Below are 17,390 nucleotides of genomic sequence, written 5' to 3' on the forward strand. Positions count from 1 at the left end.
GGGGTGGGGCTAAAGCCCCATTCCAAACCACACGGTGCCATTGTCGCGGCGGAGCTCTTCGAAGTTCTTGCCCCAAAAGGCAATGCCGCCGTGATTGGCAGCGCCGGCACCAAGATGGATGCCCTTGACGCCTGCCTCGCGCGCTTGCGCTACCCAGAGATCGAGGAGCCTGGTCCCGACCCTCTGGCCACGCAGCCGCGGCAGCAGGTTCATGTGGATATGGGCAGGGTAGTCTTCAACCAAATCTGCGGGCGAGTGATGCGGTTGAATGATCGCGTCGAGCCGGCGCTGGTCGGCATCGGTCAGGCCTGTTGCCCCGGCATAACGGGCGCGCAAGGCTGGCCACCAATCCTTCTCCAGCCGCTTGGCGAAGCGGTCCGTGTCGTGCGTGCCGACCACATAGCCGGCAACACCCTCATCGTCCTCGGCAACGAAGACGTTTTCGGGCTCGATCACGCCATAGGGCGCCGAATAGATATGGCCGAGAAGCTGAGGGTCGTTGTGAAGTTCCGAAGTGTCCTGTCCTGAGGCACCTGTCCGCAGGCAGATGTCGTAAAGAGCATCGAGATCGCCGGCGCGGTACGGACGAAGGGCGACCATCAGATCTCTTCGAAGCTTTTGCTGTCGATATTGTAGAGCCGGCCCTGTTCGGTGAGAGTGGGGCTCAGCATGTCCACCAAGGCCGGTGCCACGTCGGCCGGTGTCGGCAGCGTCTCGGGGTTTTCGCCCGATGGCCTTGGCGCGCATCGCCGTGCGAACGGCGCCGGGATAAAGACATTGGCGCGCACCTGGGTCTGCGCGACCTCGCCGGAATAGGATTTGACCAGCGCATCGAGGGCCGCCTTGCTGGCAGCATAAAGCCCCCAGAACGGGCGCGGCGACCGCGCAGCGGCGGAAGAAACAAAAACGGCGCGTCCAGCTTCGGACTGCCGCAACAAGAGGTCAAGCGAGCGCAGAAGCCGATAATTGGCGGTGACGTTGATGGCCATCACCTTGTCGAACTCGTCCGGCTTGATGTGTCCGACCGGGCTCAGGACGCCCAGCTGGCCGGCATTGGCGATCAGCCCATCGAGGTGCCCCCAGCGCTCGAAGATCGCAGCGCCCAGTCGGTCGATGGCCTCGCCATCGCGCAGGTCAAGCGGCACCAGCGTGGTCGAGCCGCCCAGCGCCTGGACGGCGTCATCGAGGTCTTCGAGCCCACCAACGGTGCGGGCCACGGCAATCACATGGGCGCCGCGCCGTGCAGCCTCGAGCCCTGCTGCGTAACCGATGCCGCGAGAGGCGCCGGTGACCAGGACGACCTTGCCGCTGAGCTCGTTAGTATCCGTCATTAACCCGCTTCCTTGAGCAGCGAAACCTGCCGCGGGTCGCTCATGGTCCGGCCATGCAGATCGGTCAAGTGAGTCGGATATTCACCGGTGAAATAGTGGTCGGTAAACTGCGGCGCCTGCGGATTGCGCTTGGCGCCGCCGACGGCTTCATAGAGCCCGTCTATGGAAAGGAAGGCCAGGAGTCGGCGCCGATATAGCGGCACATGGCGTCGATATCGGCATATTGGTTGGCGAGGAGCTTGTCCGGATCCGGCGTGTCGATGCCGTAGTAATCGGAGAAGTAGATCATCGGGCTGGCGACGCGGATATGCACTTCGGTGGCGCCGGCATCGCGCATCATCTGGATGATCTTGATCGAGGTGGTGCCGCGGACGATCGAGTCGTCGATCAACACCAGCGCTTGCCAGCGATCTCGGCACGGTTGGCCGAGTGCTTGAGGCGCACGCCAAAGGCGCGGATCTGCTGGGTCGGCTCGATGAAGGTGCGACCGACATAGTGGTTGCGGATGATGCCCAGCTCGAACGGGATCCCGCTCTGCTGCGCAAAGCCGATCGCCGCAGGTGTGCCGCCGTCGGGGACGGGCACGACGACGTCCGCTTCGACCGGCGCTTCCTTGGCGAGGTTGATGCCGGCATTCTTGCGCGCCTTGTAGACGCTGCGGCCCGAGACAACGGAATCGGGGCGGGCGAAATAGACATATTCGAAAAGGCAGGGACGCTCGGGCACGTTGCGGGCGGTCTTGCGCTCTTCGATGGTGATCGAGCCGTCTGGCTGGACTTCGCAGATGATGACTTCGCCATTTTCGACGTCGCGGATGTATTTGGCGCCGATGATGTCGAGGGCACAGGTTTCCGAGCAGAAAATCGGCTTGCCATCGAGCTCGCCCATGACCAGCGGCCGAATGCCGACCGGATCGCGCGCGGCGATCAGCTTGGTACGGGTGAGCGCCACCATGGCATAGCCGCCTTCCATCTGCCGGATTGCATCGATGAAGCGATCGGTGGTGGAGGAGTGGCGCGAACGGGCGATGAGGTGAAGGACGACTTCGGTGTCGGAGGTCGACTGGCAAATGGCGCCGGTGGCGATGATCTGCCGGCGCAGCGTCAAGCCATTTGTGAAATTGCCATTGTGGGCAATGGCAATGCCGCCGGCTTCGAGTTCGGCAAAGAGCGGCTGCACGTTGCGGAGCGCGACTTCGCCCGTCGTCGAGTAGCGCGTATGGCCGATGGCCATGGTGCCGGGCAATTTGGCGAGAAGGGCAGGGTCGGTATAGTGGTCGCCCACAAGGCCCATGCGCTTTTCGGTATAGAACTGGCGGCCGTCGAAGCTGACGATACCGGCTGCTTCCTGGCCACGGTGCTGGAGGGCGTGAAGGCCCAGCGCGGTCAGCGTCGAGGCGTCGTCTATGCCCCAAAATGCCAAACACGCCGCACTCTTCATGCAGCGTGTCACCGTCGAGGGAAAAGTCGTCTTCGCGGGAATGGGTCACAGGACGCTCCATGCCTTAAAGCTGCTGTCTCGTCCGGCGCGACCTCGGATGCCGCGCCGGTCAAATGGGCCTTTAGCGCATTTCCCTTCATGTCACCAATGACATAAATGGCAGCGCTGCCCTGCGCGATCAGGCCTGCGGCGCTGGCGCCGGGTCGGTCACCGGATCGGTGGGGTCGACCGTCCCGCCGTCGGCGGGAGCCGGCGTCGTCGTGGTGCCCGGCTCGACCGGCGCTTCGCTGTCGTCGGTCAGGTTGCCACCGCCACCCTGGAGAACATCGGTCACCTGCTGTTCGAGCCCTTCGGGCAGCATCGAGATCAGCGTATTGCCCATGTCGCGGAGGTAGGGCAGCGACTGCGAATTGGCGGCCCAATCCGGAAGGTTGTTCGGCAGAAGCCACAGACCGAAGATGGTGACGACGATGGCAATCAACACGCCACGCAGCACGCCGAACACGAAGCCCAGGGTGCGATCGATCGGCCCGATGCGGCTGTCGACAACGAAATCGGCGATGCGCATGGTGAGCAGGTGGAGGACGATCAGAGCGACGATAAAGGTCACGACCACGGTGGCGATATTGGCCACTACTTCCTCGGCAATGTACTGCTGCGCAATGTCCGGGTGGTAGAGATACATGTAGACGGCGATGGCGGCGGAGCCGGCCCAGGTGGCCAGCGACAGCACTTCGCGGGTCAATCCGCGCGCCGTGGCGAGGATCGCCGAAATCAGCACCAGAACACCCACACCAACGTCGAACGCTGTCAGCATATCTTTTCGCCTAAATTCTTCGCCGCGTCGGCTTGTTTCCGGACCTTTAACGACTTTGCTCCGGCCTGCCAAGGGCGGGGCAGGGCAGGAGCAACGATGTCCCCGGAAACCATTCGTTTACCACGCATCGGGCTCGGGCTCCGGCATCGAGCGCTTGCCGGCCGCAGCGATGCGGCTGACCATGTCGGCCAGTTGACCATATTCAGTAACATCCAGCGCGCTGTTGCGATCGGCATTGCCGAGCTTGCCGGTGACCACCGACCCAAAGCCGAGCTTTTGCGCCTCGCGCAGGCGCAGCGAACCGTGCACCACGGGCCGCACGCCGCCAGCCAGCGAGATTTCGCCGAAGTACACGGCGTCGGCCGGGAGGGGCGAGCCGGTAAGCGAGGAGATCAATGCCGCGGCGACCGCGAGGTCGGCAGCCGGTTCATTGATTTTTAGTCCGCCGGCGACGTTGAGATAGATGTCATTGGCGCCGATGCGGACGCCGCAGCGGGTTTCGAGCACAGCCAGAACCATGGAGAGGCGCGAAGAATCCCAGCCCACCACGGCGCGTCGCGGCGTGCCGAGGGGAGAAGGCGCGACCAGGGCCTGGATTTCGATCAGCAACGGCCTTGTGCCCTCCATGCCAGCAAAGACGGCGGAGCCGGCGGCATCCTTGTCGCGCTGGTCGAGAAACAGAGCCGAGGGATTGGCAACCTGTTCGAGGCCGCGCTCGGTCATGGCGAAGACGCCGATCTCGTCGGTAGCGCCGTAGCGGTTTTTGACGCCGCGAAGGATGCGGAAGGTGTGGCTCGAATCGCCTTCGAAATAGAGCACGGCATCGACCATGTGCTCGACGACGCGCGGGCCGGCGATCTGCCCGTCCTTGGTGACGTGGCCGACAAGGACGACGGCAGCGCCGCTTTTCTTGGCAAAGCGCGTCAGCGCCTGAGCCGAGGTCCGCACCTGGGTCACGGTGCCAGGCGCCGAGTCGACGCGGTCGGTCCAAAGCGTCTGGATCGAATCGATTATGACGAGATCGGGCGGGGCTCCATTTTCGAGCGTTGCGAGAATGATCTCGACATTGGTTTCGGCGGCCAGCAGCACGTCGGCTTCGCCAAGCCCCAGCCGCTGCGCCCGAAGCCGCACCTGCGCCACCGCTTCTTCACCTGAGACATAAACGACGCGCTTGCCCTTGTTGGCCAGAGCGGCCGCCGACTGCAGCAAAAGCGTCGATTTGCCGATTCCCGGATCGCCGCCGACCAGGAGCGCAGAGCCCTTGACGAAACCGCCGCCGGTGACGCGATCGAGTTCGGCAAGGCCGGTGACGACACGGGCGGCGCTTTCCGTTTCGCCGGACAGCGGCACAAGATTGGCCGGGCGGCCATTGGACTTGGCGGCCTTCGGACCCGCGCCGACGCCGGAATCGACCAATTCCTCGACGATGGTGTTCCACTCGCCGCACGCATCGCACCGCCCTTGCCAGCGCGTCGTAACCGCACCGCAGGATTGGCAAACAAAAGTCGAGCGGGTTTTGGCCAAGGGTCGGATCCTGTTGTGTATAGCTGATTTAGCCGAGGCCGTGGAAGGGATGCAAGAACAAAAAGGGAACTACACTCCTTGTCACCCATCAGCACCATGGAACTCCCTTACCCGGCGCGGATTGAGCGATCAGCAATCGGAGCTTTGCCATGAATCGAAACGTCATCATTGCCATCGTCGTCGCTGTCGTGGTGGTCATCTTTGTGGGCGTGGTGTTCACGTCCAACAATCAGGCGCCCAATGCCGACGGCGCTGCAACGGCCAACAGTGCTGCCGAGCAGAGCGCTCTGCCCGCCGGCAAGGCTGGTGAACCGGCCGAAACGACCGGCAACAATCCGTAACGGGAGGCGGGAGTGGCTGAAAAACGTCAGGAAGACCGAGGCGTCGCCCGCATCGTCATCATCGCCTTCGTGGTGGCGCTCGTTGCGGTGATCGCCTGGGTGATCATCCAGCAAAGCGGCGTATTGCCCGGTGATACGGGCGAGGGCACCCTGCGGTCAGCACGTCGAACTAGCTATTCTGGCAGTTCGCCTGTGCCGACATAGTTGCGCGAATAGCGGCCCTTGAGGCTGGTTAGCAGTTCGTAGCCGATGGTGCCGCCGGCATCGGCTTGGTCGTCGACGCTGATATTGGGGCCGAAGACTTCCGCTCCTTCGCCGGGGCTGGGCAGGTCGCCGCCGAGGTCGGTGACGTCGACGATGGTCAGGTCCATCGAAATTCGACCGATGATCGGGCAGAGCCTGCCGCGAATAAAGACCTTGCCGCCGGGGCGCGAATTGCTGCCCGATAAGGAGCGCAGGAGCCCATCGGCATAGCCATAGCCGAGCACCGCCAGCTTGCTGGTGCGGTTGAGGGTATAGTTGGCGCCATAGCCAACGGTTTCGCCGATCCGCCCGTCGGTGATCTGGAGGATAGGCACGTGCAGCGTGACCACCGGCGCCATCGGGTTCTTGCGTCCGCTGACCGCGCGGCCACCGAACAAGGCAATGCCGGGGCGAACCATCTGGAAATGGTAGTCGCGCCCGGTCATCAGGCCCGCCGAATTGGCGAGCGAAGCAGGAATGCCGGGGAACTGCGAAATCACCGAGCCAAACAGCGCCAGCTGGGTGCGGTTTTTCTCATGGTTGGGCTGGTCGGCGCAGGCGAGGTGGCTCATCACCATCTGCGGGGCATAGCCGAGGCGCTCGATGCGCTCCCGCACCTGGCCCGCCTCGCTGAGCCGGAAACCCAGACGATTGATGCCGGTGTCGAAATGAAAGCCTGCCGGATAAGCCTCGTTGCGTTCGACGCATTTGGCCAGCCATTCCTCCAGCATCGGGATCGAGGACAAAACCGGCATGAGGTTCTGGCGGATGTAGAGATTGGCGGCGCCCGGATAGAGCCCATAGAGCACGAAGATATGGGCGTCGGGAACAGCTGCACGAACCGCCATGCCCTCGTCTGGTGTCGCGACGAAGAAGAAGCGCGCGCCGGCGGCGTGGAGTGCCTTGGAGGCCATGTCGATGCCGGTGCCATAGGCATCGGCCTTGACCACGGCAGCCGTCAGGGCGCCGGCGCTGACCTTGTCCAGCGCACGCCAATTGCGGGCGAGGGCGCCCAGGTCGATGCTCAGTTGGCCACCAAGGCCGGAAGTCGGCGTCATTGCTATTCCATGCGTTCAGGCAGGTAATCTGCCCGAGCAAGGTTACCAAAGCGGGTAAACTGCGCCTCAAAGCTCAGCTGCACCGTGCCGGTAGGACCGTGGCGCTGCTTGGCGATGATCACTTCCGCCTTGCCATGCACCTTTTCCATTTCCCCCTGCCACGTGAGGTGCTCGGGCGTGCCCTCTTTGGGTTCCTTGTTCTTGAGATAGTACTCTTCGCGGTAAACGAAAAGCACCACGTCTGCGTCCTGCTCGATAGAACCGGATTCGCGCAAGTCCGCCAGCTGCGGATGCTTGTCGTCACGGGCTTCCACCTGTCGGGACAGCTGGGACAGGGCGATGACCGGAATTTCGAGCTCCTTGGCCAGGGCCTTGAGCGTCGTCGTGATCTCGGTCAGCTCCTGCACGCGGTTCTGGCTCGAGGCTTTAGACGAGCCTGAGAGCAGCTGCAGGTAGTCGATTACCAGCATGTCGAGCCCCTTCTGCCGCTTGAGGCGGCGGGCGCGGGCAGCGAGCTGGGCGACGGAAATGCCGCCGGTATCGTCGATGTAAAGCGGCAGCCGGCTCATCATGTTGGAGACGTCGACGAGCTTGGAAAATTGCGAATCGTGAATGCGGCCGCGACGAATGTCGGAGGAGGAAATCTCTGCCTGCTCGGCAAGAATACGCGTCGCCAGCTGTTCCGAACTCATTTCGAGGCTGAAAAAGCCGACAATGCCGCCATCGACGGTCTTGGTATGTCCATCGGGCGTCACTTCGCCGCGCCAGGCCTTGGCGACGTTGAAGGCGATGTTGGTGACGAGCGAAGTCTTGCCCATGGCCGGGCGGCCGGCAAGAATGATCAAGTCGGAGCGCTGCAGGCCGCCCATCTGCCGGTCGAGATCGTGGAGATCGGTGGCAACGCCGGAAAGACCGCCGTCGCGCTGGAAGGCTTCGCCGGCCATCTGGATGGACGCATTGAGTGCAGCGCCGAAGTTCTGGAAGCCACCGTCATAGCGGCCCTTTTCCGCCAGCTGAAAGAGCTCGCCCTCGACCTTTTCGATCTGCTTGACCGGGGTCATGTCGACGTCGCTGCTGTCATAGGCAACGCTGACCATTTCCTCGCCCACCTGGATCAGGTTGCGGCGGATGGCGAGATCGTAGATCGCCTGGCCATAGTCGGCAGCGTTGATGACCGTGGTTGCTTCTGCCGCAAGACGCGACAGGTATTGCATCATGGTGACGTCGGGCAGCAGCTGGTCGGGCAGGTGGGTCTTGAGCGTCGCCGGTTCCGCCGCCTTGCCGGCTCGGATGATCTTGCCGGCCAGCTCGAAGATCTCGCGATGAATCGGCTCGTAGAAATGCTCCGGCATCAGGAAATCGGCGACGCGGTAGAAGGCGTCGTTGTTGATCAGGATCGCGCCCAGCAGCGCCTGCTCCACATCCACGTTGTGGGGCGCGATGCGGAACGACTTTTCTTCGGCCGGGTGAAGGCGCGCGATCTCTGCCATCGGATTCCTCGGGAGGCTGTTAACCTTTCTTAACCACGCAAGCGCGGTAGGAGTCTCGGCATAGTGCGCTAAGGTTAAGAACCATATTCAGTCCCCCTGTGGACAGTGGGAACAATGGGGATTTCTAACAGACTGACGAAACAAGAACAAGGCGTGAACACGAGGCTCCCGCGGCCTGCTTGGAACCGCGCATGGCTGTCGCATGTTTCTGTGCCCAAGCGTCAACCTCATATCCGGAGCCGAATTGGCCGACCTTCGTTTTACGCCCGGCCAAAACTGCATGGCCGCTGCCACTGCCGACCGGTTCTCCGTCATCGTCGATGCTGAAGATTATTTCCGCCACGCACGCGATGTCATGGTGCGCGCGCAGCGTCGCATTACGCTGGTCGGCTGGGACTTCGATGCCCGAATAACGCTGGGCGACAATCGAGCCGATGGCGGTCCGGCCGATCTCGGCAACTTCATCCTCTGGCTGGTGAAGCGCAAGCCCGAGCTCGAAATCTTTCTTCTGCAATGGGATTTCGGCATCATCACCACGGCCAAGCGTGGCACGACGCTGATCAAGCTGTGGCAGTGGCTGCGCCATCCGCGCATCCATGTGAAATTTGATAGTGCCCACCCCACCGGCGCGTCGCACCACCAGAAGATCATCCTGATCGACGATGCCATGGCTTTCGTCGGTGGCATCGACATGACCGGTGCCCGTTGGGACACCCGCGAGCACCGGCACGAAGATCCGCGCCGCCGCCGCCCGACGACGCGCCGTCCCTATAAGCCATGGCACGATGTCACCACCGCGGTAACCGGACCGATCGTCACTTCCGTGGTCGATTTGGTGCAGCAACGCTGGGGCAGGGCGGGAGTCTCTGATTTTCGTCCGATCAGCGACGGCAAGGCGCTCTGGCCCGAAGGGCTCGAGATCGACTTCGCCGATGTCGAGATCGCCATTTCCCGAACGGCGCCGAAGATCGAAGACTACGAGCCGATCCTCGAGGTGGAAAAGCTCTGGCTCGACCAGATCGCGACGGCCAAAAAGCTCCTCTATATCGAGAGCCAATATTTTGCGTCGCGCGCCATCGTCTCGGCCATGGCAAAGCGCCTGCAGGAGCAGGATGGGCCCGAAATAGTCGTCATCAACCCCGACACGGCCGATGGCTGGCTGCAGCCACTTGCCATGGACACGGCGCGGGCAAGGCTCTTCACCTGGATCAAGCGCGCCGATAAGTTCGACCGGCTGCGGCTTTATCATCCGGTCGGCTCGGGCGGCGAGGCGATCTATGTGCACGCCAAGGCCCTGGTGGCGGACGACACCGTGCTCAAGGTCGGCTCTTCAAATATCAACAACCGTTCGCTGCGGCTCGATACCGAATGCGACATCACCATTGTCGCCGACGACGATGATGAGGCCGTGCGGCGCGAGATCGCCTGGACCCGCAACGACCTGTTGGGCGAGCATCTGGGCGTCACCGCCGAAGCGGTCGCCGCGCGGCTTGCCGAGACGGGATCGCTGATCAAAACTATCGAAACATTACGGGGGACGGACAGGACGCTGCGCGACTACCAAGTGCCCGAGCTTAACGACATCGAAAAGTGGCTCGCAGACAACGAAGTCCTCGATCCCGAAGGACCCGAGGAAATGTTCGAGCCTTTGTCCCAGCGCGGGCTGATGCGCGGCTTCCTCAAGCGCTTTGCCAGGAAATCCAAAGCAAAAGGCCGGGCGTAAACCCGGCCTTCGCATGATCGGCAGTGCTCGAAGAGATCAGTCTTCGAAGCGGTCGTCGGCAGCGGCGTCAGCCTGACCGGCAGCGAAATCGCCACCTTCGTCGGCTTCAAAGGTGTGGACGGTGACGTCCTCGCCTTCGGCCTGACGAGTTGCTTCATCGGGCGAACGGGCGACGTTGACGGTGATCGAGACCGAAACATCGGCATGCAGGTTCAGCGGCACGGTGTGCACGCCGACCGACTTGATGGCGTCGGCGAGATCGACCTGGTTGCGCTGCACGGTGAAGCCGTCGGCGGCCAGAGCCTCGACGATGTCGCGAGCGGCGACCGAACCATAAAGCTGGCCGGTTTCGCCAGCCTGTCGGATCATCACCACGGCGTGGCCGTTAAGGCCTTCCGCAATGCCGGCGGCGGCGCTGCGGCGCTCTTCATTGCGCTGTTCGATATGGGCGCGTTCGTTTTCGAAGCGCTTGCGGTTGGCTTCCGTGGCGCGCAGGGCCTTGCCCTGGGGCAGGAGGAAGTTACGGGCAAAACCGTCCTTGACGTTGATTTCGTCGCCGATGGTGCCGCTGCGGCCAACGCGCTCGAGCAGAATGACTTTCATTTGGGTATTCCTTGTGGCTGTCCCGCCGGACCGGCGGTTAGGAGCCGCGAACCATTCGCGACCCCAACAAGTCTCAGAAAGGCGAAGCCTTACTGGACGGCGTAGGGCATCAGGCCGATGAAACGGGCACGCTTGATGGCACGGGCCAGTTCACGCTGCTTCTTGGCAGAAACGGCGGTGATGCGGCTCGGCACGATCTTGCCGCGCTCGGAAACGTAGCGCGAGAGCAGGCGCACGTCCTTGTAGTCGATCTTTGGCGCGCCTTCGCCCGAGAACGGGCAGGTCTTGCGACGGCGCTGGAACGGGCGGCGAGCCTGGGAAGTGGTAAGGTCTTTGATTGCCATTTTCTAACGTTCCTTGTTCTTAGAAGCGGCGCGGACGGCGTTCGCCGGAGAATCCGCCACGGTCGCCACCGGGGCGGCCGCCATCACGGTCGTCGCGATCGCGCTTCTGCATCATTGCCGACGGGCCTTCTTCCAGCTCGTCCACGCGCACGGTCATGAAGCGCAGGATGTCTTCATTGATGCGCATCTGGCGTTCCATTTCGGCAACGGCTGCCGGGGACGCTTCGATGTTGAGCAGGGTATAGTGAGCCTTGCGGTTCTTGCGGATGCGGTAGGAGAGACCCTTGAGGCCCCAATATTCGTTCTTGGTGACCTTGCCGCCGCCTTGGCCGAGAACTTCGCTCAGCTGCGTGGTCAGTTCTTCGACCTGCTGCTGGGAAACGTCCTGGCGAGCCAGATAGATGTGTTCGTAGAGGGCCATTGATGCGCCTTCCTTTCGAGTTGCACTCAGCCTTTCGTCGGCGCGGAGCCCCTCTGAAGCCGGAAAGGCGTCAAAGCAGTCTTGCAAAGAGCGGGAACACGGGAGGCCGGGTCAAAACCCTATTCGGCAAAAGCCAAACCCTCCGTTCAGCCCCCGGCCAAACGAATTGCTGGGCGCGATATAGGCGAAAGGATGAGGGAAGGCAAGCGTTCAGGCCAATAGGCCAAATTCTCCGACAACCAGACCGAAGCGCCGGTCATCGGTCATAATCCTCACAGGAGGGTTTGCCAAAGCGGCGGCCAGAAGGTGCAGATCCATGTAACCAACGCCGCGACTGAAGAGCCCTCTTGCTTCCATAAGGTCGAGCACATCGTCATGAGCCACGGGACGAAGCGTATACATGCGCCTTAGGCCAAGGAGGGTCTTGTGGCGTTCCTTAAGGCTTCCGGTGGCCAACTCGCCCACGACGAAGGGATGCATAACAATCTGCTGGTTCGCCAACATACGGGCGAAACGGAGATTGGGTGTTCGCCAATGATTGATCCAGGCCGAGGTGTCGGCGAGGATCACTCTTCCGCCATTCCACGATATCTAGGAGGATACTCCAAGTCGGGCATTGTTCCACCCAAACTCGCCAAATACCGCGAAGCATCCCGGTGCATCAGCTCTTTGAGGGCGGCTTCAACGACTTCTTCTGTATCGCTGATGCCAGAGATTTCCTTGGCATCTTTGAGCAACTGATTGTCGATCGTAACAGTGGTCTTCATCGTGACCTCCATGCCATCCTTTAAAATCGCATCGGTCAATGCGCTATTCAACACGCCATAACTCTGCCCCACCACATGCCGACAAGGGCCAGATTCTTCGTGAAGGACCCCGCATGACCATCAAAGCCTGGCTCTATCCGCTCGCAATCCTCCCCATACTTGCTCTTGCCGCCTGTGGCGACGATCCCGACGATGCCGTTTCCGTGCAGCGCCAGCCGGATGGCTCGTCGACGGTGCAGATCCAGGTGCCGAACGGGCAGCAGGCGATCGACGATCTGCGCAATGGTGCGGCCGATATGACGGCGGAGGCGAAGGTGCAGGCGGTTGCGGCGGCACGGGCAACGGCAGAAAATGCGGCGCGTTTGATCGGGCAGAGCGAGGCCGAGATCAAGGCTGCGGGCGATGACGCCGAACGCACCACGCGCGAAGCGCTGGGCCTCCAATAGAGTTCAGTGTGGCGGCAAGGGGCGACCCGCCTTGACACCGCCACACACTCCCGTTCAAACGCGCCGCAACTGGACAGGCCGGCATCGGCTTGTCAGATTGATCTAAAAGGGAGACGCGTCATGGCCAGCATGGCTTTCACATTTCCGGGCCAGGGCAGCCAGGCAGTCGGCATGGGCAAGGATCTGGCCGCGGCCTATCCCGAAGCACGCGCCGTCTTCCAGGAGGTCGACGAAGCCCTGGGCCAGCGCCTTTCGGCCACCATGTTCGAAGGCCCCGAAGACATCCTGCGCCTGACCGAAAATGCCCAGCCAGCGCTGATGGCGGTGAGCATGGCCGTGATCCGGGTGCTCGAAGCCAAAGGCGTGGCGCTCAAGGACCATGCGCAATTCGTTGCCGGTCATTCTCTGGGCGAATATTCCGCGCTCTGCGCTGCCGGCACGTTTACGCTGACCGACGCAGCGCGCCTGCTTCGCACCCGCGGACAGGCCATGCAGAAGGCCGTGCCTGTGGGGCATGGCGCCATGGCGGCGCTGCTCGGGCTAGATCTGCAAACGGCGCAGTCGGTCGCCGTCGAGGCGGCGCAGGGCGAAGTCTGCGACGTCGCCAATGACAATGCGCCGGGCCAGGTCGTGGTTTCGGGCGGCACCGCGGCCGTCGAACGCGCCGTCGAGATTGCCAAGACCAAGGGTGCCAAGCGGGCCCTGCTGCTGCCGGTGAGCGCGCCGTTCCACTGCTCGCTGATGCAGCCGGCTGCGGATGCCATGGAGGCGGCGCTTGCCGAGGTCGAGATGAAGGCGCCCGTGGTGCCGCTCGTGGCCAATGTGCTGGCCGTACCGATCACCGACCCTGCCGAGATACGCCATCACCTCGTGGCGCAGGTCACCGGCGTCGTGCGCTGGACCGAAAGCGTCACCTGGCTGGCAGGTCCTGGCGGCGTCACCACGCTCGTCGAACTGGGCACGGGCAAGGTGCTGACCGGCTTGGCCAAGCGTATTGCGCCGGAAGTCACCGCGCAGGCCGTCGGTTCGCCGGCCGACATCGACGCATTCGTCGCCTCAATCAATTCCTAAGCGCTTGAATCAGTGTCTGCAAAGGACCGCATAAATGTTTGATCTAACTGGCAAACGCGCTCTCGTCACCGGCGCCAGCGGCGGCATCGGCCGTGAGATCGCCAAGGCCCTGGCTTCTGCCGGCGCAACGGTTGCGCTCTCGGGCACGCGCGTCGGCGCGCTGGAGGATACGGCCAAGGAGATCGGGGTGGACTGCCCGATCCTGCCGGCGAACCTCTCCAAACTCGACGAAGTCGACAAGCTCGTGCCGGCTGCCGAACAGGCCATGGGCGGGCTCGATATCTTGGTCAACAATGCCGGCATGACGCGCGACAATCTCTTCATGCGCATGAAGGATGAAGAGTGGGATGACGTCATCGCCGTCAATCTCACCGCGGCCTTCCACCTTAACCGTGCCTGCCTTCGCGGCATGATGAAGCAGCGCTGGGGCCGCATTATCGGTATTTCTTCGGTTGTCGGCGTCACCGGCAATCCGGGACAGGGCAATTATGCCGCGTCCAAGGCCGGGCTTATCGGCATGAACAAGGCGCTGGCCCATGAAGTGGCCTCGCGCAACATCACGGTCAATTCCATTGCGCCCGGCTTCATCGCCTCGGCGATGACCGACGAGCTCAACGACAAGCAGCGCGAAGCGATTCTGGGCACGGTGCCGATGAACCGCCTGGGCACGGCGCAGGAAATCGCGGCTTGTACCGTATTCCTCGCCAGCGACGCAGCGGCCTACATCACGGGCCACACGCTTAACGTCAACGGCGGCATGGCGATGATCTGATCTGGGTGAAAGCCGCGCAAACCCTTTTGCGCGGCTGGCCTCGACCCATGAAACATGTTACGCCGCGCCGCGTTTACCCCTCCCGGACTGCTTGCGGGCGCAAAATAGGCCGCATAGATTGGTCCGGAAGCCAAACTGCGCTTGATGAATTGGCGTCGCGCCAATAAGAAGCGAAACGAAACCTCGATTTCTAAAAAGGGAAGTCAAACATGAGCGATGTCGCTGATCGGGTCCGCAAGATCGTTGTGGAACACCTCAATGTGGATGCCGAGAAGGTCACCGAAAAGGCCAGCTTCATCGACGATCTGGGTGCCGATTCGCTCGATCAGGTCGAACTGGTGATGGCTTTCGAGGAAGAATTCTCGGTCGAAATCCCGGACGACGCTGCCGAGTCCATCCAGACCTTCGGCGATGCGGTCTCCTTCTTGACCAAGGCAACCAGCTGATTTTGGAGCTGGGCCGCTGACCATGGAATTGCGTCGAGTCGTTGTAACCGGTCTGGGGCTTGTCACGCCTCTTGGTTGCGGTGTTGAGCCCACCTGGGCCAACATCCTTGCCGGAAAGAGTGGCGCCAAGCGTATCGACGACTTCCAAGTCGACGACATTGCCTGCCAGATCGCCCACCGCATTCCGCTCGGGGACTATGCCGATGGCAAGTACAACCCCGACGAGTGGATGGAGGTCAAGGAGCAGCGCAAGGTCGACGATTTCATCGTCTATGCCATGGCAGCAGCGACCCAAGCCATTCAGGATGCCGGCGTCGAGCCCAAGACCCAAGAAGAGCAGGAGCGCACCGGCGTTCTGATCGGTTCGGGCATTGGCGGCATCGGCGGCATCTATGATGCGTCGATAACCCTTCACGAGAAGGGCCCGCGCCGCATCAGCCCGTTCTTTATCCCGGGCCGCCTGATCAACCTGGCCTCCGGCCAGGTCTCGATCCGCTTCGGGCTCAAGGGTCCGAACCACTCCGTTGTCACCGCCTGTTCGACCGGGGCCCACGCCATCGGCGATGCCGCCCGTCTCATCGCCCTGGGCGATGCCGACGTGATGGTTGCCGGCGGCACCGAGAGCTGCGTCAATCGCCTGTCGCTGGCCGGCTTCTCTGCCGCCCGCGCCATGTCGACCGGCTTCAACGACAACCCGACTGCTGCTTCCCGCCCCTATGACAAGGACCGCGATGGTTTCGTCATGGGCGAGGGCGCCGGCATTGTCGTGCTCGAAGACTACGAGCGTGCTAAGGCCCGCGGCGCCAAGATTTATGGCGAGATCATCGGCTATGGCCTTTCCGGCGATGCCTACCACATCACCGCACCGGCACCCGATGGCAATGGCGGTTTCCGCGCCATGGAAGCCGCGCTCAAGCGCGCTGGCATTCCGGCCTCCGAGATCGACTACATCAATGCCCACGGCACCTCGACGCCGCTTGGCGACGAAATCGAACTCGGCGCGGTGACCCGCCTCCTGGGCGATGCTGCACCCAAGGCAACCATGAGCTCGACCAAGTCCGCCATCGGCCACCTGCTGGGTGCTGCCGGTTCGGTCGAATCGATCTTCTGCCTTCTGGCCATGCGCGATGGCATTGCGCCACCGACGCTCAACCTCGACAACCCGTCCGTCGAAACCGAGATTGATCTTGTGCCGCATGTGGCCAAGAAAAAAGCGATCAACGTCGCGCTCAACAACAGCTTCGGCTTTGGCGGCACCAACGCCACCCTTGTGATGCGCAAGGTCAGCTAAGCGTTTTCCACGATTCAAGAGGGGCACATCGCTGGCCATGCGATGTGCCCCTTGTTTTTGCCGACGCTTCGCCACAGTTTGGCGCCAGAAGACCAAATCAGTCGCGCTGAACGCGACCCAGGCTGGAAAAGCGCAGATATGAATGATCGCAAGGTTCGCCGTCGCCGGCGCTCGGGCAACGGCTTGGTAGATGTGCTCAACGCCTTCCTGACCCTGCTGGTCATTGGTCTTGTCGTGGTCGGTGGCGGCGCCTTCTTCGTTGCCTCGCAATATTACGGCGAGGGCCCCAACCCCGAGCAGCGCGTCTTCCGCGTGGAGTCGGGCAACGGGCTTTCGACCATCGCGCAGCGCCTCGAGGAGCAGGGTTTTGTCAGCAACTCGCTGATCTTCAGCCAGTTCGGCAGTCGTGTCGAAGACAGCTCGGTGGTCAAGGCCGGCGATTTCAACATCGCTGCCAATGCCAGCATGTCCGATATTCTCAAGGAACTCACCACCGGCAATCCGCTGCGCTATGCGGTGACCATCCCTGAAGGCTGGACCGTTTGGCAGGCTGTCGATCGCATCAACGACGACGACCAGCTCACCGGCAGCATCGACCAGTTGCCGCAGGAAGGCTCGATTTTACCCGGTTCCTATGACTATCTGCCGGGCGACACGCGCCAGTCGGTGCTCGACAAGATGCAAGTGGCCATGACACAGGCACTTGCCGAAGTGTGGGAAACGCGCGAGCCCGATCTGCCGCTCGACTCGCCCGCAGAGTTGCTGATCCTTGCCTCGATCGTCGAAAAGGAAACCGGCGTCGCCACCGAGCGCCCGCAGGTGGCCGCCGTCTTCGTCAATCGCCTGCGGGAAGGCATGCGCCTTCAGTCCGACCCGACCATCATCTATGGCATCACCCTGGGCCAATCGACGCTCGATCGCGGTATCCGCCGCTCCGAGATCGAGGCGCAGACGCCCTATAACACCTACCAGATCGACCGCCTGCCGCCGACGCCGATCGCTAATCCCGGCATCGATGCGCTACGAGCGGTCGCCAACCCGGACGAGCACGACTACCTCTACTTCGTCGCCAAGGGGGCGACGCCGCGCGAAGGCCACGTCTTTGCTGAAACCTATGCCGAGCATCAGCAGAATGTCGCGCGCTATCGCGAGATCGCTGCCGAAGCTGCAGCGCAGTCCGAAGCCGAGGCCGAAACCGCGCGCCAGGCCCTGGAGGCCGAGGAAGCTGCCGACGCGCCGCAATAGCCACCTATTCGCTGCCT

General features: G+C 62.5%; 19 protein-coding genes and 2 pseudogenes. 9 read left to right on the plus strand and 12 right to left on the minus strand.

From position 1 onward, the window contains the following. Positions 1–9: 9 nt before the first annotated feature. The 5 genes and pseudogenes from G5575_RS15975 to radA form a co-directional block, all read right to left on the minus strand. On the minus strand, positions 10–600 hold the full coding sequence (locus tag G5575_RS15975; protein ID WP_164535209.1) for a GNAT family N-acetyltransferase: 591 nt from the start codon (positions 598–600) through the stop codon (positions 10–12). Continuing rightward, a pseudogene (locus G5575_RS15980) lies at positions 600–1,331 on the minus strand (SDR family NAD(P)-dependent oxidoreductase). The gene G5575_RS15975 and the pseudogene G5575_RS15980 overlap by 1 nt, the downstream one beginning before the upstream one ends. After that, positions 1,331–2,832 (minus strand): annotated as a pseudogene (gene purF / locus G5575_RS15985) (amidophosphoribosyltransferase). Before purF ends, G5575_RS15980 begins: the two co-directional pseudogenes overlap by 1 nt. Before the next feature lie 117 nt (positions 2,833–2,949). Next, entirely contained in the window at positions 2,950–3,588 is a 639-nt protein-coding gene (locus G5575_RS15990; RefSeq protein ID WP_164535211.1) for a CvpA family protein, read from the minus strand. 117 nt (positions 3,589–3,705) lie between these two features. Beyond that, positions 3,706–5,112, minus strand: a complete 1,407-nt coding sequence (gene radA, locus G5575_RS15995) for a DNA repair protein RadA (protein ID WP_164535212.1) — start codon at positions 5,110–5,112, stop codon at positions 3,706–3,708. 149 nt (positions 5,113–5,261) lie between these two features. Here radA and G5575_RS16000 point away from each other — a divergent pair, with 149 nt between their 5' ends. Together G5575_RS16000 and G5575_RS16005 are read left to right on the plus strand one after the other, a co-directional pair. After that, a complete protein-coding gene (locus G5575_RS16000) occupies positions 5,262–5,453 on the plus strand; it encodes a hypothetical protein (protein ID WP_164535213.1) in 192 nt (63 codons plus the stop codon). Between the two features lie 12 nt (positions 5,454–5,465). Further along, positions 5,466–5,657, plus strand: a complete 192-nt coding sequence (locus G5575_RS16005) for a hypothetical protein (RefSeq protein WP_164535214.1) — start codon at positions 5,466–5,468, stop codon at positions 5,655–5,657. Here the strand turns inward: G5575_RS16005 and alr are convergent. Together alr and G5575_RS16015 are read right to left on the minus strand one after the other, a co-directional pair. After that, a complete protein-coding gene (alr, locus tag G5575_RS16010) occupies positions 5,627–6,754 on the minus strand; it encodes an alanine racemase (RefSeq protein WP_164535215.1) in 1,128 nt (375 codons plus the stop codon). The two genes, G5575_RS16005 and alr, sit on opposite strands and share 31 nt — an antisense overlap. Positions 6,755–6,756: 2 nt before the next feature. Beyond that, on the minus strand, positions 6,757–8,244 hold the full coding sequence (locus G5575_RS16015) for a replicative DNA helicase (protein ID WP_164535216.1): 1,488 nt from the start codon (positions 8,242–8,244) through the stop codon (positions 6,757–6,759). Between the two features lie 244 nt (positions 8,245–8,488). Between G5575_RS16015 and G5575_RS16020 the strand changes: the two genes are divergently transcribed. Continuing rightward, a complete protein-coding gene (locus tag G5575_RS16020; protein WP_235936090.1) occupies positions 8,489–9,967 on the plus strand; it encodes a phospholipase D-like domain-containing protein in 1,479 nt (492 codons plus the stop codon). Positions 9,968–10,003: 36 nt separating this feature from the next. Here the strand turns inward: G5575_RS16020 and rplI are convergent, their stop codons facing one another. The 5 genes from rplI to G5575_RS16045 all read right to left on the minus strand — a co-directional run bounded on the left by rplI (position 10,004) and on the right by G5575_RS16045 (position 12,141). Further along, complete coding sequence (rplI, locus tag G5575_RS16025; RefSeq protein WP_164535217.1) at positions 10,004–10,570, minus strand: 50S ribosomal protein L9; 567 nt, start codon at positions 10,568–10,570, stop codon at positions 10,004–10,006. Between the two features lie 89 nt (positions 10,571–10,659). Next, positions 10,660–10,914, minus strand: a complete 255-nt coding sequence (gene rpsR, locus G5575_RS16030) for a 30S ribosomal protein S18 (protein ID WP_067450285.1) — start codon at positions 10,912–10,914, stop codon at positions 10,660–10,662. A 19-nt stretch (positions 10,915–10,933) separates the two neighbouring features. Continuing rightward, positions 10,934–11,335 carry a 30S ribosomal protein S6 gene (rpsF, locus tag G5575_RS16035; protein WP_164535218.1) on the minus strand — a complete coding sequence of 134 codons (402 nt, stop codon included), beginning with the start codon at positions 11,333–11,335 and terminating at the stop codon, positions 10,934–10,936. Positions 11,336–11,545: 210 nt separating this feature from the next. Continuing rightward, complete coding sequence (locus G5575_RS16040) at positions 11,546–11,905, minus strand: type II toxin-antitoxin system VapC family toxin (RefSeq protein ID WP_164535219.1); 360 nt, start codon at positions 11,903–11,905, stop codon at positions 11,546–11,548. Further along, the gene (locus tag G5575_RS16045) at positions 11,902–12,141 is read right to left on the minus strand and encodes a type II toxin-antitoxin system VapB family antitoxin (RefSeq protein ID WP_235936091.1); all 240 of its coding nucleotides are present in this window, start codon (positions 12,139–12,141) and stop codon (positions 11,902–11,904) included. The genes G5575_RS16040 and G5575_RS16045 overlap by 4 nt, the downstream gene beginning before the upstream one ends. Positions 12,142–12,215: 74 nt before the next feature. On the opposite strand from G5575_RS16045, the gene G5575_RS16050 reads away from it, so the two are divergent. From G5575_RS16050 to mltG, 6 genes are all read left to right on the plus strand, one after another. Then, positions 12,216–12,548 carry a hypothetical protein gene (locus tag G5575_RS16050; protein ID WP_164535220.1) on the plus strand — a complete coding sequence of 111 codons (333 nt, stop codon included), beginning with the start codon at positions 12,216–12,218 and terminating at the stop codon, positions 12,546–12,548. A gap of 120 nt (positions 12,549–12,668) precedes the next feature. Beyond that, positions 12,669–13,619, plus strand: coding sequence for an ACP S-malonyltransferase (fabD, locus tag G5575_RS16055; protein ID WP_164535221.1), 951 nt, complete (start codon positions 12,669–12,671; stop codon positions 13,617–13,619). Between the two features lie 34 nt (positions 13,620–13,653). After that, positions 13,654–14,391, plus strand: coding sequence for a 3-oxoacyl-[acyl-carrier-protein] reductase (fabG, locus tag G5575_RS16060; protein WP_164535222.1), 738 nt, complete (start codon positions 13,654–13,656; stop codon positions 14,389–14,391). 209 nt (positions 14,392–14,600) lie between these two features. Then, complete coding sequence (locus G5575_RS16065) at positions 14,601–14,837, plus strand: acyl carrier protein (RefSeq protein WP_092424318.1); 237 nt, start codon at positions 14,601–14,603, stop codon at positions 14,835–14,837. A gap of 28 nt (positions 14,838–14,865) precedes the next feature. Continuing rightward, entirely contained in the window at positions 14,866–16,128 is a 1,263-nt protein-coding gene (gene fabF, locus G5575_RS16070; RefSeq protein WP_164535413.1) for a beta-ketoacyl-ACP synthase II, read from the plus strand. A gap of 138 nt (positions 16,129–16,266) precedes the next feature. Then, complete coding sequence (mltG, locus tag G5575_RS16075) at positions 16,267–17,373, plus strand: endolytic transglycosylase MltG (protein WP_164535223.1); 1,107 nt, start codon at positions 16,267–16,269, stop codon at positions 17,371–17,373. Positions 17,374–17,390 lie beyond the last annotated feature (17 nt).

The organism is Devosia aurantiaca (assembly GCF_011058215.1).
GTDB classification, from domain to species: Bacteria; Pseudomonadota; Alphaproteobacteria; order Rhizobiales; family Devosiaceae; genus Devosia; species Devosia aurantiaca.